This window comes from Exiguobacterium marinum DSM 16307 (genome assembly GCF_000620845.1).
GTDB lineage: Bacteria > Bacillota > Bacilli > Exiguobacteriales > Exiguobacteriaceae > Exiguobacterium > Exiguobacterium marinum.
Window position 1 is genome coordinate 658,081 of sequence record NZ_KK211189.1, and the last position, 15,676, is coordinate 673,756.

18 protein-coding genes and 1 pseudogene are annotated in these 15,676 nt (G+C 45.6%); 6 read left to right on the forward strand and 13 right to left on the reverse strand.

From position 1 onward, the window contains the following. Window positions 1-62 precede the first annotated feature (62 nt). The 4 genes from P400_RS0103870 to P400_RS0103885 form a co-directional block, all read right to left on the reverse strand. Window positions 63-254 (reverse strand): hypothetical protein, encoded by a 192-nt coding sequence (locus tag P400_RS0103870; RefSeq protein WP_026824935.1) that lies wholly within the window; start codon window positions 252-254, stop codon window positions 63-65. 15 nt (window positions 255-269) lie between these two features. Next, a complete protein-coding gene (locus tag P400_RS0103875) occupies window positions 270-1,175 on the reverse strand; it encodes a Gfo/Idh/MocA family protein (RefSeq protein ID WP_026824936.1) in 906 nt (301 codons plus the stop codon). A 62-nt stretch (window positions 1,176-1,237) separates the two neighbouring features. Further along, window positions 1,238-1,960 (reverse strand): anti-sigma factor, encoded by a 723-nt coding sequence (locus P400_RS0103880; RefSeq protein ID WP_026824937.1) that lies wholly within the window; start codon window positions 1,958-1,960, stop codon window positions 1,238-1,240. Further along, window positions 1,957-2,517 carry an RNA polymerase sigma factor gene (locus P400_RS0103885; RefSeq protein WP_026824938.1) on the reverse strand — a complete coding sequence of 187 codons (561 nt, stop codon included), beginning with the start codon at window positions 2,515-2,517 and terminating at the stop codon, window positions 1,957-1,959. Before P400_RS0103885 ends, P400_RS0103880 begins: the two co-directional genes overlap by 4 nt. A gap of 397 nt (window positions 2,518-2,914) precedes the next feature. Between P400_RS0103885 and P400_RS0103895 the strand changes: the two genes are divergently transcribed. Beyond that, a complete protein-coding gene (locus P400_RS0103895; protein WP_026824939.1) occupies window positions 2,915-3,715 on the forward strand; it encodes an HAD family hydrolase in 801 nt (266 codons plus the stop codon). Here the strand turns inward: P400_RS0103895 and P400_RS15895 are convergent. Together P400_RS15895 and P400_RS15490 are read right to left on the reverse strand one after the other, a co-directional pair. Next, complete coding sequence (locus P400_RS15895) at window positions 3,661-3,966, reverse strand: RNA polymerase sigma factor (protein WP_084483558.1); 306 nt, start codon at window positions 3,964-3,966, stop codon at window positions 3,661-3,663. The two genes, P400_RS0103895 and P400_RS15895, sit on opposite strands and share 55 nt — an antisense overlap. A 146-nt stretch (window positions 3,967-4,112) precedes the next feature. Further along, a complete protein-coding gene (locus tag P400_RS15490; RefSeq protein ID WP_084483559.1) occupies window positions 4,113-4,328 on the reverse strand; it encodes a zinc ribbon domain-containing protein in 216 nt (71 codons plus the stop codon). 247 nt (window positions 4,329-4,575) lie between these two features. Between P400_RS15490 and P400_RS0103900 the strand changes: the two genes are divergently transcribed. Continuing rightward, window positions 4,576-6,033, forward strand: coding sequence for a UDP-N-acetylmuramoyl-L-alanyl-D-glutamate--2,6-diaminopimelate ligase (locus P400_RS0103900; protein ID WP_026824940.1), 1,458 nt, complete (start codon window positions 4,576-4,578; stop codon window positions 6,031-6,033). 96 nt (window positions 6,034-6,129) lie between these two features. Further along, window positions 6,130-6,474: a general stress protein gene (locus tag P400_RS0103905; RefSeq protein ID WP_026824941.1), complete on the forward strand. Its 345-nt coding sequence runs from the start codon at window positions 6,130-6,132 to the stop codon at window positions 6,472-6,474. Window positions 6,475-6,546: 72 nt separating this feature from the next. On the opposite strand, the gene P400_RS0103910 is transcribed toward P400_RS0103905, so the two are convergent. Further along, a complete protein-coding gene (locus P400_RS0103910) occupies window positions 6,547-7,539 on the reverse strand; it encodes an MDR family oxidoreductase (protein ID WP_026824942.1) in 993 nt (330 codons plus the stop codon). Between the two features lie 143 nt (window positions 7,540-7,682). Between P400_RS0103910 and P400_RS14860 the strand changes: the two genes are divergently transcribed. Beyond that, window positions 7,683-8,105: a hypothetical protein gene (locus P400_RS14860; RefSeq protein ID WP_051545936.1), complete on the forward strand. Its 423-nt coding sequence runs from the start codon at window positions 7,683-7,685 to the stop codon at window positions 8,103-8,105. A gap of 18 nt (window positions 8,106-8,123) precedes the next feature. On the opposite strand, the gene P400_RS0103920 is transcribed toward P400_RS14860, so the two are convergent. The 4 genes and pseudogenes from P400_RS0103920 to P400_RS14865 form a co-directional block, all read right to left on the reverse strand. Then, complete coding sequence (locus P400_RS0103920; protein ID WP_026824943.1) at window positions 8,124-8,333, reverse strand: hypothetical protein; 210 nt, start codon at window positions 8,331-8,333, stop codon at window positions 8,124-8,126. Between the two features lie 82 nt (window positions 8,334-8,415). After that, window positions 8,416-9,123: an SDR family NAD(P)-dependent oxidoreductase gene (locus tag P400_RS0103925; RefSeq protein WP_026824944.1), complete on the reverse strand. Its 708-nt coding sequence runs from the start codon at window positions 9,121-9,123 to the stop codon at window positions 8,416-8,418. An 11-nt stretch (window positions 9,124-9,134) separates the two neighbouring features. Further along, window positions 9,135-9,524, reverse strand: a complete 390-nt coding sequence (locus tag P400_RS0103930) for a GNAT family N-acetyltransferase (RefSeq protein ID WP_026824945.1) — start codon at window positions 9,522-9,524, stop codon at window positions 9,135-9,137. Continuing rightward, a pseudogene (locus P400_RS14865) lies at window positions 9,521-10,463 on the reverse strand (serine hydrolase domain-containing protein). Before P400_RS14865 ends, P400_RS0103930 begins: the two are co-directional and overlap by 4 nt. A 105-nt stretch (window positions 10,464-10,568) precedes the next feature. On the opposite strand from P400_RS14865, the gene P400_RS15495 reads away from it, so the two are divergent. Next, a complete protein-coding gene (locus P400_RS15495; protein WP_161634143.1) occupies window positions 10,569-10,844 on the forward strand; it encodes a diguanylate cyclase domain-containing protein in 276 nt (91 codons plus the stop codon). A gap of 18 nt (window positions 10,845-10,862) precedes the next feature. Here P400_RS15495 and P400_RS0103945 read toward each other — a convergent pair whose 3' ends face one another. Both P400_RS0103945 and mgtE read right to left on the reverse strand, forming a co-directional pair. Then, window positions 10,863-12,641 (reverse strand): solute:sodium symporter family transporter, encoded by a 1,779-nt coding sequence (locus P400_RS0103945; protein WP_026824947.1) that lies wholly within the window; start codon window positions 12,639-12,641, stop codon window positions 10,863-10,865. A gap of 116 nt (window positions 12,642-12,757) precedes the next feature. Next, a complete protein-coding gene (mgtE, locus tag P400_RS0103950) occupies window positions 12,758-14,116 on the reverse strand; it encodes a magnesium transporter (RefSeq protein ID WP_026824948.1) in 1,359 nt (452 codons plus the stop codon). A 318-nt stretch (window positions 14,117-14,434) separates the two neighbouring features. Between mgtE and arcA the strand changes: the two genes are divergently transcribed. Continuing rightward, window positions 14,435-15,664 carry an arginine deiminase gene (gene arcA / locus P400_RS0103955; RefSeq protein WP_026824949.1) on the forward strand — a complete coding sequence of 410 codons (1,230 nt, stop codon included), beginning with the start codon at window positions 14,435-14,437 and terminating at the stop codon, window positions 15,662-15,664. The last annotated feature ends 12 nt before the right edge of the window (window positions 15,665-15,676 follow it).

Consider the following 15,676-nt stretch of genomic DNA (forward strand, 5'->3'; position numbering starts at 1 on the left):
TTCAGAACGTCATCTGTAACGATAAAGCGGTCGCCCTCATTTTAAAGGGTGACCGCTTTTGATTAAAATCCATGATGGTCGAGCTTGTCTTGTTCGCGCTTCATTTCGAGTTCGAGACGCTGGATGGCGAGTTTTTCTTCTTCAAGCTTCAGGCGACGTTCTTCGACACGTGCTTCTTTCGTTTTAATGATCGTATTGGCACCGACCGACGAAACGACAATCACCATGACCATAATATAAAAAAAGAAATCCATGTGTAATCCTCCTTTTTATGTGAATAAGTTCGTGACAAGACGTTGCGTCTCAAGGGCGACACGACCGTCTGTTAAAATCTCTGTATCATCGATAAGTGCAGAAACGAAATGATCAATCGCGCCTTGAAAACCTCGCTGGGTGAGCATTGACTCCCATGAACCAAACGTCTCGATTTCATGCCGTCCTCCCTTGAAGCGGTGCAGTGTGACCATCTCATCAACGGACAATCGTTCTCCATCGCGAATGATGGAGACATGCTCGTGATTCGCACCTGCAGAGCGATGCATGGACGTCGTATGCATCCCGTGCTCATCTTGCCAGACGTGGCGCGCGAAATGGAGCTCAAGCTTGTCGTTTACTTCGATTTGACCCGAGACGAGTCGTAATTCGTTGCCGGCAAGGAAACGTAACGTATCTACGACGTGTAAATAATCGTCAAGCAAGGTGAAGGTCACATCTTGAGGTCCGATTCCACTCTCCCGATGTTTCACTACATCAATCATGTGGGGCTGACATTCCTGTTGTAGGCGTATATACATCGGGGCAAAGCGTCGATTGAACCCGACCATCAACTTGCGCTCGAGACGTTCGGCTTGTTCGACGAGACGTTCCCCCTCTTCTAAGGTTGACGCGAGCGGTTTATCGACGTATACATCAACGCCGTGATTTAGTAAAAACGACACGACTTCATAATGGGTTTCAGTCGAACTATGTACGAATGCCGCATCGATGGACGAGGCGAGGACACTCAACGTCTCGAACGGAGCCATCCGAAATGTTTGGCAAATTCTTTCCCGCTTGGATGTGTTTGGAGAAAAGGCTCCAACTAGGTCAATCAGTGGATGGTTCGCAAGGATCGGTAAATACGCTTTTTGAGCGATGTTTCCGAGTCCGACAATGCCGACTTTAGGTTTTCGCATCACGATCACTCCTTTGGTACATCATAACAAAAACCGGACAACTCATGTGTCCGGTTGATGAATTATAGGCTGGCGATTAAGACGATTTCACCTTGCGGGGTCTCGTTGCCACGGTTCGGTTCTTTCGTGACGGCGACGGTGTCCCAATCGACGTCGACTTCGCTTGAGTCGAGCGTATAGATGACGGTTCCATTGCCCTTGTCGTCTGTGACGAAAGCGCCTGTTGGAATCGGGGCATTATCTTTTAACAGCCATACCTGATATACCTCATTGTCGTCGAGTGAGGATAAGCCGTTCGTTTGGACAATCAATTGAGTTGTACCATCTTGCTCTGCAAGATAAGCAGTCCCTTCGGATTCACCCTCAAGTGGAATCGTTTCGGTCAATGCGATGCCAGGTGAATCGGGTTGATTGGTGAGCAGATATCCGTTTCCGATCAAAGAGAGAAGCAGTGCCGCTGCCAAAGCGACCATTCCCCAAACAGGCGCTTTTTTCCGTTCACGTCTCTGTTTAAAAGGTGTCACAGGTGGAATAGCAGCAGGTGACACGGTTGATGTTATAGGCTCATTGTCTTCTTCGAATACACGATCGAGGACGCGCGCTTTCATACCTCGCGGTGGTTCAATCGGAGTAGACAAGAACGCGACGCCACCGACAAGTGCTTCGAGTTGTTCGAGCTCTTCTTGACAGTCTTTACAAGATGCAAGGTGTTGTTCAAATTTTGCTCGTTCATCTTCCGATAGATGTTGGTTGAAATAGTCAATCAATTGGTCGCATGCGTTCATTGTTCTACCTCCTTTCCGATGAATTCATGGGATAACTGTTTCCTCAGTTGCTTCAGCGCCAGTCGAACCCTTCCTTTCACTGTACCAAGCGGGATGCCGCACGCATCAGCGATTTTTTGCTGACTTAGCCCTTGGAAGTACATGAGCCGAACGACTTGCTGCTGTTCGGTCGGCAATGTCGCCATGGCCGTCTCGATTTGGGCACGTTCTTCTTGCCACTCTGCTTCTTTCTCAACGGATGGTGACTCAGAAGGGATGGCCTCAGCATATGATTCGTCGAGCTGTAAATCGGGTTTACGCTTACGAATCAAATCAATTGCCACGTGACGACTCATCGTGAAGAGCCAAGAACGAAACTTTCCTTTTGATTCATCATAGACTCCGCCGCCACGCCAAAGTTTGATAAACACTTCCTGCATGGCTTCTTCGGCCAAATCACGGTCCTTTGTCAGCTGTAAGACAAAAGCGTATAAAATTCGTTCATATCGATCGTACAATATTTCGAGCGCTTCTTTGTCCTTTTGCCTGACACGCTCATATAATTCTAAGTCAGTCATAACATACTCCTTTGCGCAGAAGGGATGTCCCTTGTATTGATCTAACGTATAAAACGAAAAAATAGATGCCTATTTTATGTGACTATTTATTGAACATGTAGATGATTGGGTCGGAAGTTTTTTATAAATGAACAAACGTAATTTCTCTGAGATGATATAGGTGATGATACTCAACAAGATTGCTGTCATCAGCATCAATCCGATGGCAACTGGGGTAGAGGTTATGGTTGTCCAAAAAAATAAGATCGAATACCGAAGAGAAAAGCGAAGACGATAATCAATCCTGTAATCATGCTACTCACTTGGCAATATAATTGTAAAATGCGTTGAATCATAAGATACCTCCTCTGTTTCATTGTACTATACAGGAAAGAGGAAACGATAAGGAGACGATAGAATGAAACGATTTACGAATGAAGGACATATTCTCGTTTGCTTTGATTTTGACGAGACCTATTTCCCGCACGCGTGTTCATCTGCTCAATTGACATCTGTTCGTCAGCTCGAAGACTTTTTGGAACGGTATTCGACCCAACTGTCGACGATGTGGGTAACGGGAAGTTCTCTCGAATCGATACAGGAAAAAACGAAGCAGGCGAACCTTCGTTTTTGGCCACATCGCATCGCCTCGAGTCTCGGGACGGAATTGTATCGAATTGATGCGGACGGAACGTTTTCAATAGAGCAGGCATATCAAAACTCATTCCCGAATGATTTTGCTTCTCGCGTCGAGCGCATCGTGTCAAAAATTGTACAGATGCGAATTGAATTAGAAGAGCAACCGGGTAATGGGACGAGTCCTTGGATTCGTAGTTATTACGTCCGTGACCAAATCGGATCCTGGAGAGAGTCGCTTCGTATGCTAGCCGATGAAGAGGGAATTGCCGTCAATATCAGTCAATGCAATCCGAATGCAGGTGACCCGGCGGGTGCGTTTGATATTGATTTTTATCCGATATATGCCGGGAAAGAATCGAGTATTGAATATGTATGCACAACTTCTTCCTTCGTACGAGAAGATGCTTATGCTTTCGGTGACAGTGGAAATGACCTTGGCATGTTAGCACATGTAGGGAATGGATATTTGTTGAAAAATGCAACAGCACAAGCAAAACAAGCTTATTCTAAAGTGACAAAAAAAACTTATGCTGATGGCATTTTAGAAGTGTTAGAATCCAATGTTTCATCTTTCATTTGATGAATGATTTGTTCTAAGGAACGAGTGAGAGTTGAACGAATCGCTTCCGCACGTGTATTGAAATCGAGGCGTTGTTGCCAGATGCGGCAAAATAACTCAGTCAAAGTTTCTTCCGCCGTTGCCGGATGGTTGCTAAGATGAAGCGCATAGCGATAGAGTAGGTTTTCATAGCGTGAATACAAATGTTCTAAGGCTAGTCGATTTTTTAGACGAATTTGATTGACTAGGCGTTCATCAAGTGTAGGAAGCATATGCAATTCCTTTCATATAGAATGAGTGTCTCAACTGTAAACGATAAAAGGACTTTACTTTGATAAAGTACCCTTTCTCTTCTTTCACTAATTTGAGGTCATTCAAACAAAAGAACAGGGAAAATGGCAGTTGAATATGCAATGACTTAAAACGTGTGATAACAATGCGGACAAGTCTGCGCATCACCTGGAGCACGTTTAAATGACGTTTTACATTTTGGGCAAGTGACCCTCTCGCTCTGTTGATTGAATAAACTGCCACGATTGAATAGGATGTTGCGAAGATTCGGTAGTGCGAGTGCGGCAAAAATCATTGCACCGAATAAAAAGACCGCTAAAATCAGTAACAATACATAGCTCATTGTCTTTGTTCCTCTCTTGTTCCATTTCTTTTATCATAATAGAAACTTGCTCGAACGAACAGCTTGTGAATATAAAAAGGAAGAGCCTAGCACTTGAATGAAGTGTCTAGGTTTTTTTCGTGAAGTGATTGTTTTTCATTGAAAAAGGGAAGTAATATATTTGTCATCTCAATTGCCGTTTAAATCTAGTACCATGACGATAAGGTTAATCAACCTAGCGACACCCATGAGAAAGGACGTACACAGCATGAGAACGAAACGTTTATCCGCCATTTTAATAAATGAGATGGATGACATTTTTGATCCATGGGTGACCGGAGTCGAAACGGATTCCAGAAAGGTCAGTTCAGGGAACGTCTTTATTTGCATTCGCGGCTACACGGTTGACGGACACAAGTTTGCAGAAGACGCCGTGGTCAATGGTGCGAGTGCGGTCATCTCAGAATATCCACTCGATCTCGACGTACCGAATGTGGTTGTTGCTGATACGAAGCAGACGGCAGGAGCGGTTGCGAGTGCTTTTTATGACCACCCCTCTCATCGAATGCGCATATATGGTGTGACGGGAACGAATGGAAAAACAACAACAGCGACGTTGACATATGATTTATTGCGTCTCTCAGGACAACGTGCCGGAATCGTTAGTACGATAGGAGCTCGTTTCCTCAATCAGACGATTGAAACGGCCAATACGACCCCAGAAGCTGTCGTCTTGCATCGCATTTTAGCGGATATGGTTGATGCGGACGTCACGGATTGTGTACTCGAAGTATCATCGCATGCATTGATGGAAGGTCGCGTGGCTGGAATTCATTTTCATGCGGCCGCGTTTACGAATTTGACGCATGATCATTTAGATTATCATCGTTCGATGGATGAGTATGCCCGGGCGAAAGCGCGATTGTTTGAACAGGTAGAAGTGACGAACGGTGAGGCAATCGTGTTAAACGCAGAAGACTCGGCTAGTCATGTCATGGCTGAGTTTGCGCCGACACGTCAAGCCATTATGTATAGTACAAAAGAGGAGATAGATGCCGACATTCAAGTCATTTGGCGTGAAGAGACGGTACTCGTCAGTATGAAGGATTTCAAACTCGAAGTGCCCGTTCGATTCATGGGGGCGTTCAATGCAGCGAACTTAGCAGCGGCCATTGGACTCGTTTCGACTTCTGATATGGCGCTGCGGACCATTGTTTCAAATGTTCCAGGACTTACCTTGCCAAAAGGGCGTTTGGAACGTTTAGCTACAGAGGATGCTGAGATTTATATTGACTATGCCCATACACCAGACGGTCTAGAGAAATGTTTGTCTACATTGCAACAAGACAACCGTGATCTCGTCGTCGTCTTAAGTGCAGCAGGAGATCGGGACCCGACGAAGCGCCAAGATATGGGACGCATCGCAAGTCAGTATTCAAACGAAGTGATTGTCACCGTGCATGATGTTCGTATGGAAAATCCAACACACATCATTCGCGATTTAGTCAAAGGGATTCAGCCGAATGCGAACTATGTGACGTTTGAAGCGAGGAAAGATGCACTTCGCCACGCAGTGATGCAAGCGTTAGAAGGGAAGCGCGTCGTTGTCGTCGGTAAAGGGCATGATCACATCGAACGAATCGGCCGCCAGTCGATTCCTTTCAACGAATCAGATATTTTATTAGAAGAATTGAAAAAGCGAAAAGGGCAGGAACCTGCCGTTTAACAAAACGATGACAAACGTCATCGTTTTTTAATGTGTGAAGAACGGTAAGGAAGGCAATCACTAGTAATGTAGTAGAATTGAAGGAGGAGAATAGACATGTCAGTTTTGTACAAAGAATTTACAAACGATGAAGAAGTCGTTACCGCCATTCAATCGATGAAATCAAATGGGGTGGATGAATCCAACATCTACGTCATTACACATGACGATGACCGAAGCAAACGCGTTGCGGACAATGCTGATGCGAACACCGTCTCGGCAAGTGACGTCGGCTTGGGGACAGCCGCCAAAAACGTGTTCCGTAAAAAAGGGGACGAACTTCGTGCAGAGTTTCAAGAACTTGGCTTTTCGAAAGAAGAGTCAGAACGACTAGAAGAGAAATTAGACAAAGGGAAAGTGCTCGTCGTCGTGAAAGATGCACCGGCCGGATTTACCATCTGATTCCACTACCATTGAGAATAGAGAGAAAAGAGGCTGAATCGACACGATTGATTCAGCCTCTTTTTTGTTCGATTAACGAAGGCGGACGACGGTGCGACCGCTCAACTCTCCTCGCATCATCGCTTCGGCGTGACGTGGGACATCGTGTAGCGGAATCTCATGAATCATGTCGTTCAACATTTTCGTGTCGATGAGTTCTTCAAGACGTTCCCATGCGTTCATACGGCGTGCCATTGGTTGCATGACTGAATCGATTCCAATTAGTTTCACCCCTCGTAAGATGAACGGGTAAACGTTCGTCGGCAAATCGGTTCCTCCCACGAGACCGCATGCGGCAACAGCACCTTCATACCTGATTTGACTCAAGATATTAGCGAGTGTATTTCCGCCAACTGAATCGATGGCGGCATCAAAACGCTGTTTGGCGAGTGGACGAACAGATCCTTCTAATTCGCTACGATTGATGATGGTCTCGACACCAAGTGAACGCAAGTAAGGTGAATCTGTTTTACCAGTCGAGGCGACGACGTGATAGCCAAGACGGCGAAGTAACGTAATGGCGAAACTCCCGACACCACCTGTCGCCCCCGTGACGAGTACCTCTTCCCCAGGACGGACACCGGCGTGCTCGAGTGCATCAATCGATAACATCGCCGTCAGCCCTGGTGTCCCGATAGCGATGGCATCGCGCATAGTCATCCCCTTCGATAATTTGACGAGCCAGTTTCCCGGGACTTGGGCATATTGACTGAAACCACCGAAGTGACGTTCGCCAATTCCAAAACCAGTGGCGATGACTTCATCTCCGACTTTAATGTCGAGATGGTCCGATTCGACTACTTTCCCGACGAATTCACATCCAGGGATGAATGGGTAATGGTTCACGATTTTACCTGAATTCGTTAATCCGAGTGCGTCTTTATAGTTCAACGCAGAATAGTGGACTTCGACTAAGACGTTCCCATCTTCTTCTTTTGGGAGCACGTCGGATTTGACATCTTTTACTTCGGCATGAAGGTGGTTATCCTGTTGGTCGAGCACGAGTGCTTGGAATGATTCATTCATCTGTGTAACCTCTTTTCCTTTGGATATCTTCACTCTACCTATCTTTCCCGTGCGAAATAAAATATATGCACGATTCTTTAGGGGGAATCGGGTAGAGAGTGGTACAATAAAGAAGATTCAAATTGCGTAAGGAGGAATGTAGTATGCGGCACGATGACTATGAGTTTGATGATGTAGAAGTAGAAGAAGGCGAATTGTTTAACGTATACGATATTCTCCCACCAGACGGGACGATCCTAGAGATGGCGACCGCTGAAGAAATGGTTCGGGCAGCCGAGTTAGAAGCGAAACATCATGCGCTTCAACGGCTCCAGGATTCAAACTTCCAGTTATCGGGTGTTTCGTTCAAAGAACTCCTGACAGAATTTGAACAGTATGAGCAAGAATCGATGGAATTCTGGACAGGGGTCTATAACCGGTTACGCATTCCTTGGGCGTGGACGATTCGCATCGACGTGGCCAATGGCCCAATTCACGTTGTGAACGATCGCGATATCTTTATCGACGAAGACGACTTCGAAGAATACGATGTCGATGATTTATTAGATGAATACGAAGAAGATTGAATCAAAAACGTCTTTCCCTCATTCAGATGGGAAAGACGTTTTTTTGTCGTGAAGCAAGTCATGACGAATACGACTTAATTCGGTCGCTCCGAATAATAACCCGACGCTGCATAAAATAGAAACCCCGCTTACCATCGCTCCAACGATTGCGGTATCCCCAATCATTGTGAACGACATCGCTAAGCTGAACAGACCAAATAGCAGTAATCCTCCGGCAATTGTTTTCATACGCTCCACCCTTTCACGTGTCTATGCATGTAGTGTAGACGGTTTAACTAGAGAAGGGTGGTTCTATTTTTAACCTGGTAAATTATTTAATTAAGTCATAAATCGAATAGGTTTTGCCGTTCTCAAGAGAGCGGTCAATCAATTGTTCTGCGAAAACGCGAGCAACCGTCTCCGGAGATCGGAGTCGCCCTTCCGTCTCGTATGAACGGAATTGTTCAAGGTCGGCGAATGCGTCTTCTGAAGAAGAACGAATTTCGGTCTGCATCGATGTATCCATCACACCTGGATTGAATAGAGCTGCGCAATGCGGTGTTCCTTCCAGTTCTAGTGCTAACGTATTCGTAAAATGGTCGAGGGCTGCTTTCGTGCCACAGTAAGCGCTCCAGCCTGAAATCGGACGTTTAGCGGCGCCAGACGTCACATGAATTAACTCAGTCGGCTTATCGAAAGCGAGGACCGCATTCGCCAATAGCATCGGCGCAAGCAGATTGGCATGGACATGAGCGGTCACTTTATCACCATCTAATTGTCCGACGCGATGAATCGGTTCGATCCATGCTGCATTTTGAACAAGAAGGATTGAATCAGCCGTTTCTAGCAGCGGAGTGATTTCTTCGATGGCTGAATTGATTCCAGAGACGTTTGAAAGGTCGACTGACAGCTGTTGATACGTAACCTCTTCTGCCTGTGAACGCGAGAGACCGACAACTTCATAACCTCGAGATTGGAGTTCTTGGGAGATGGCACGGCCGAGACCACGCGATGCACCCGTGACGAGAGCAAGTTTCATATACATTCCTCCTATTCGTGAATGGTTTTCCGAAAACCATGAAACGGTCGGAACCGTAACTTTTCGTAATATGTGTGAGAGAGTTGATTCGCCAACAGTTCGATGCGCGTTGTTGGGTGTAGTGCATGGATATGTTGGAGCAACTGTTCGCCGAGCCCACGTTTTCGATACGCGGGAGCGACCAATAATTCGCAGACGAACAAGGTGACTGTCGTATCGGTCAATCCACGCAAATAAGCGACAATCTCCCCGTTCTCAGACTCCATGACATAGGTGACGTTTGATTGTTTCCATGCCTCACGGGTCAGTTCATTCCGCTCGACGAGTTGGGTCCAACCTTCATCACGATTGAGTTGCTGGATGTGTTCAAAATCTGACGAGACATATGCACGAATGTTCATTCAATCCGCTCTCCAATCTGTGCTTCAATTTGTTTCATCACGTCAAACGAACCATCTGATTGATTTGAACAAACAACCGAGATGGTAGCGGTTTTCGGGTAGTATCCAGAATGGAAACTGACGCCGGGATCATACCCCATCACATGATACTTATAAATCTCTTCCGTCGCATGACGTTGAAGACGAGTCAAGAAGACGATGTGAGAAAAGAGCTTCCCAAAACCGGCCCATATCTTGAACGGTGACATATGCGCCACCATCTGCGCTGCCTTTGATTGGAATCGCATATTGGTTTGTGCGCCACGTGCCGTTCGAGTGGTCGATATAACCGAGCGCCGTCTGGGCAGGTAAGGCATCAAGCGAGAAGTATCCGGAATCAATCATACCGGCAGGCTGAAAAATCGATTGTTCGATATAGTCGGTGAAAGATTGTCCGGTCACGTCTTCCACAATCAACCCTAACAGGATATACCCCGCATTGTTGTAGGAGAATCGAGACCCCGGTTCATCTTTCATGAATTTTTGTTGAAATAGTGGTAAAAAATCACGTAACTGTTGAAGACGATACATCGGAACATCGCGCCATAATGCTTCGAAATCATCAGAGATGGACTCATCAAAATAGTCAGGGATACCCGACGTATGAGTCAACAGTTGATGAATGGTGACTTGTGGCAATATGTTTGGTAAGTCGAATGTTTGAAACGAATCAAGTGAAGTAGAAAAAGACAGTTGACCTTGTTCGACCAACTGACAAATGGCGATTGCCGTAAACAACTTACAGCCAGAAGCAATCCCGAATCGTGTCGTCACTTCATTTTGAATCTGTTCTGAGCGGTTGGCGTAGCCGAAAGAGTGATGAATGGATTCTGTCGGACTCGTGACAGAATAGACACCAGAAAATGTTTCGTTCAACGATAGATGCGTGAAATTTTGCAAAGGAACCTCCAAGTGTTGAGTCGTTTTGTATAGTTCGACTATAGCACGAGTATCAATTCCTCTTATGAGTTTACTCAATATTCAAAAAAACATTTACCAAATAAATTGAAACGCGTCGGTACAATCCTTCAAAGCAGTGAGTCATCCGTTTACCGTTTAGGAGGAGATGAGTTCGTCTTGTTTCTTGAGATGATGCCTGAAGACGCATGTGAACGAATGGTTTGCCAAATTGAAGCGGCTTGTCAAAAAGAATCGATTTCCGTTGCAATCGGATTGGCATGGTCATCTTGTCCGGAAACGATTGAGGCACTTTGGCAACGTGCGGATGATTCGATGTATGAACAGAAGCGACAACAAAAAACAGACCTTCTTGACGTTTAGTTCAAGAAGGTCTGTTTTTTAGCTGCTGGCTTCTTCTATCTCAGCCGGTTCTTCACTTAGCTTGTTCAAATAGCGTTCATAACGAGAATTTCCGTATCGGTAAGAAGCCCAAACGAGAATCGTCGTCAGGGTAACGAGTCCAATCGCCAACGGGGCGAACCATCCTGACACAATCCCGTCTGCATATGCGAGACCAACCGGTGAGAAAACGAGATAGACGAATACCATTGAAGCGACAAGCAAAATAGATGTCGACAATGCGTGACGCCACGGTTTGATGCGACCGAGTTCGATTCGAATTGGATTCGCTTGAAGCATTGGTCGTACACGCGCAAATACGAGCATGATTCCCGTCTCGATGACGAAGAGGATTCCGTAAATGTGGATGAAGTTGATGCCGATTTCAACACCGAACCATTGCTTCGTTCCCCACACGAGGAAATAGTAAGCGATAACGTGGAAAAAGACGACGGTCTTCGCAGCGATTGGAGGAACACGTTTAACGAGCATCCCGATTAAAACGATGACGAGAATCGGGATATTGAAGAAGCCGGTGAAGCGACGGATCAAGTCCCACAAGCCGTCTGGCGCATACATGAGATTCGGGGCGACAAAGAAAGAAACAAGTGCTACGAACGTGCCGAACCATTTACTGACGCGAATCAAATCTTGGTCAGAGGCATCCGGTTTGAACTTTGGTTTATAAATATCGAGTACGAATAGGGTTGCGATACTATTCAAAAGTGAGTTGAACGAGCTGAATACGGCACCAAGCAAGACAGCGAGGAAAAAGCCCATGAGCCACATTGGCAACAGCTCGGCAATCAAGCTCGGATAAGCAAGATCGACCTTTTCGATGTTTGTTCCGTACAGATGAAATGCAATGACGCCAGGTAGCAGCATGAAGATTGGAACAAGTAACTTCAGATACCCGGTAAAAAGTACTCCTTTTTGACCTTCAGCCAAGTTTTTTGCGCCAAGCGCTCGTTGAATGACATATTGATTGAGTGCCCAGTAGAACAAGTTCGCAAAAATCATTCCTGTGAATATGGAGAGAAAAGGTACCGAATCATTGGCTGAACCAATCGCGTTCAACTTTTCAGGATTCGTCGTGACAATCGTCTTCATTCCATCTAATAAATTTCCGTCACCTAACGCGAGAAAACCGAGCGTCGGGACGAGGAAACCAATGATGATGAGACCGATCCCATTCAACGTATCGGATACAGCGACCGCTCGAAGTCCTCCAAAAATAGCATAGATGCCTCCGATGATGCCGATGAACCAAATGACTAACCAAAGGGACTGTTCAAAGCTGACACCGAGCAGAGTAGGTACATCGAACAGTTGGAGAACTGCCAATCCACCGGAATATAGCATAGATGGAATTGTCACGCACATATAGCCTAATAAAAACAAGAGCACGGTTAATCGACGGACATCCTCGTCGTAGCGCTGACTTAAAAATTCAGGTATTGTCGAAATTCCGATGCCGAGAAATCGTGGTAACAAAAAGAGCGCCATGATGATGGCGGCGATTCCAGCTGTGACTTCCCATGCCATCGCAGACATGTTGCCGGCAAAGGATTGACCATTCAAGCCAATTAATTGTTCTGCTGACAGGTTGGTCAAGAGGAGCGATCCCGCGATGAAGACGCCTGTCAGTCCACGACCGGCCAAAAAGTAATCATCGGCACTTTCGACTTTTCCTTTCGTCATTCGATATGAGACGTAGGCGACGAGCCCCATGAACAAGGCGCCGGTCACGAGTATGTAGAGTACTTGTTGAAACGTCATAGAATCCCCTCAATCTTTACTTATGTTTTATATATATTTGTAAGGGATACCCGAACGAGTTGGAAATTATTCATCTAGTTTTGAGGAAATCAAAAAAACGCTCGAGGAATCGAGCGTTATAAAAACTGAAGCATAGATGTCGCGACCGTGAAATAGATGATGAGCCCTAGATTGTCCATCAACGTCGTAATGAATGGTCCAGATGCGACAGCGGGATCTAATTTCAATCGGTTAATCAGAAGTGGAACGATTGTACCAATCATCGTGGCGACACTGAGCGCGGCGAAAATCGAAATCCCAACAATAAAGCCGATGAGCATGTTGCCATATAGAAGAGTGATGACGCCGAAAATGACAATCATACAAGCGATTCCTAACAGGATGCCGGTCCCGAACTCGCGTCGAATCATCTTCATGACGTTCTTACGATTAATCGTACCGAGCGCAATCGACCGAACAGCGACGACAAGCGACTGGGTAGCCGCGTTCCCGGCGGATCCCATGACAAGTGGCATGAAGACGGCAAGTAACACGATCGTCTCGAGCGTATCTTCAAAGCTGCCGATTGTCGAGGCGGTAATCATGCCAAGAAACATGAGACTGACAATCCACGGGGCGCGTTTTTTTGCTGCCTCAAACGGACTCATGTTGATATCAGAAGACCCTTTCGCCGCGGATAGTTCTTCAAAGTCTTCCGTCGTTTCACGCTCGATGACGTCTAATACATCATCTACCGTGATGATGCCGAGTAGTTTCTGGTGGTCGTCGATGACCGGGAGTGCCAACAAATCATACTTCTGTACGATACGGGCCAAGTGTTCCTGGTCTGTCATGACGTTTGCCGAGATGACACGAAAACCCATGATATCCTCAATTTTTGCATCGAGCGGCGCAACGATCAAATCTCGTAATGAGACGACGCCAACAAGTTGATGCGTGTGGTCGACGACGTATAGATAATAAATCGTCTCGGCGTCAGGTCCGAGTTCACGTAATTCTGCAAGTGTCTGTCCGACCGTCTTATCGGCTTGGAGAACGACAAACTCAGTCGTCATAATAGAACCAGCCGTCTCTTCCGGATATTGCATCAAATCTCTTACTTCTTGCTCCTCGATATCATCCATCTGTTCAAAGAGCGTATCCATGAATGAATCGGGTAGTTCATGCATCAAATCGGCTGCGTTATCTGAATACATCTTATTTAAGATACGAACAGCATACGGTTGGGGTGTTTCTTGGATGAACATGCACTGTTCATCTAACGTCAACTTTTCGAATAAGTCGGTGAATACTTCGGGGGAAATGGCCCGATACACAAATGTACGTTCATTCTGGTCGAGTTCGATAAAAAGGTCGGCTTGTTCACCAGGGTGAAGGGAGAGGAATAAATCCCGAAAGTCGATTGGGTCCCCCTTCTGAATCAATACACGAAACTCTGCTTGATGTTGCTTTTGTTCCATTTCTTCTATTCTCATGTCGTCACATCCTGATCTTTAACATTTTTCATACTATTTTTCTTTGAATAATTTTTTTAACATTTTTAGAACGATTATATACATCGACCATACATCGTATTTCCCATTGCCGTAACACTAATTTTTTATGCTTTGTTTGTTCATTCACAAATATGAGGATTTATTCATACATATGTGGAATCAATAACAGGTGAAGTGCCGGATTAGACATTCACAAATTTGGTAAAGTGATAAGGTAAGGGTAGTTAAACACCCGAATCACAAGGAGGAAGCGAGATGATCTCAATGACAAATCAACCGATTTCACAAGATACGACGCTGAAACATCCGATTCATGTGTATTCAGAAATTGGAGAATTAAAAACGGTATTACTGAAAAGGCCAGGTCGAGAATTAGAAAATCTCACACCGGAATATTTAGAGCGACTCTTGTTCGATGATATTCCCCATTTGCCGGTCATTCAAAAAGAGCACGACTATTTTGCGAGTGCGCTCCAAAATCGTGGTGTGGAAGTTCTCTATCTTGAAAAACTAATGGCTGAGACGCTATCGCTCCCTGGTGTGCGCGAAAAGTTTGTCGCGGATATCTTATCCGAGTCTAAATCAAATATCAACGGCTCTTACGAAACATTAAAAGAGTATTTACTGGATTTTGATAACGAAATGCTGATTGAAACGGTGATGGCCGGTATCCGGAAATCAGAAATCAAGCCGGAAAAACGCCGCCACCTGCACGAAATGATTGAAGATACGTACCCCTTCTTTTTGGATCCAATGCCAAACCTCTATTTCACACGAGATCCTGCCGCAGCGATCGGACATGGACTTTCTATTAACCGAATGAAAGAGCCGGCACGTCGCCGTGAATCACTCTTCACGCAGTATATTATGCGCTATCACCCACGCTTTGCGAAACATGATGTGCCGATTTGGTCGGACCGCGACTATCGATTTGCGATGGAAGGCGGAGACGAACTCGTCTTGTCGAAAGAAGTTGTCGCTATCGGAATCTCTGAACGTACGACCGCACAAGGAATTGAACGTGTCGCCCTCAACTTACTCAAGCATGGAGACAGCTTCAAAAAAGTAATCGCCATCGAAATTCCAAAATCACGTGCGTTTATGCACTTAGATACCGTCTTTACAATGGTCGATCATGATAAGTTCACCATCCATCCGTTCATCCAAGGTCCGGAAGGCAAAATGAATATTTTTGAACTTTCCTTAAATGCAGAAGGTGAACTTCAAATCGCACAACACACTGATTTGTTAAAAGTATTAAAAGACGTCCTCGGATTACAGGAAGTAACCTTGATTCCTTGTGGGGGAGGCGACCCGATTGCGGCAGCACGTGAACAGTGGAACGATGGGTCAAACACGCTCGCGATTGCTCCAGGTGTCGTGGTCACATACGACCGAAACTACGTCTCAAATGAACTGCTCCGTAAAGAAGGCGTTGAAGTGATCGAAATCATGTCGAGTGAACTATCACGTGGACGTGGAGGTCCACGTTGCATGAGTTGTCCAATTATTCGACAAGACATCTAAATTTGATAAGGA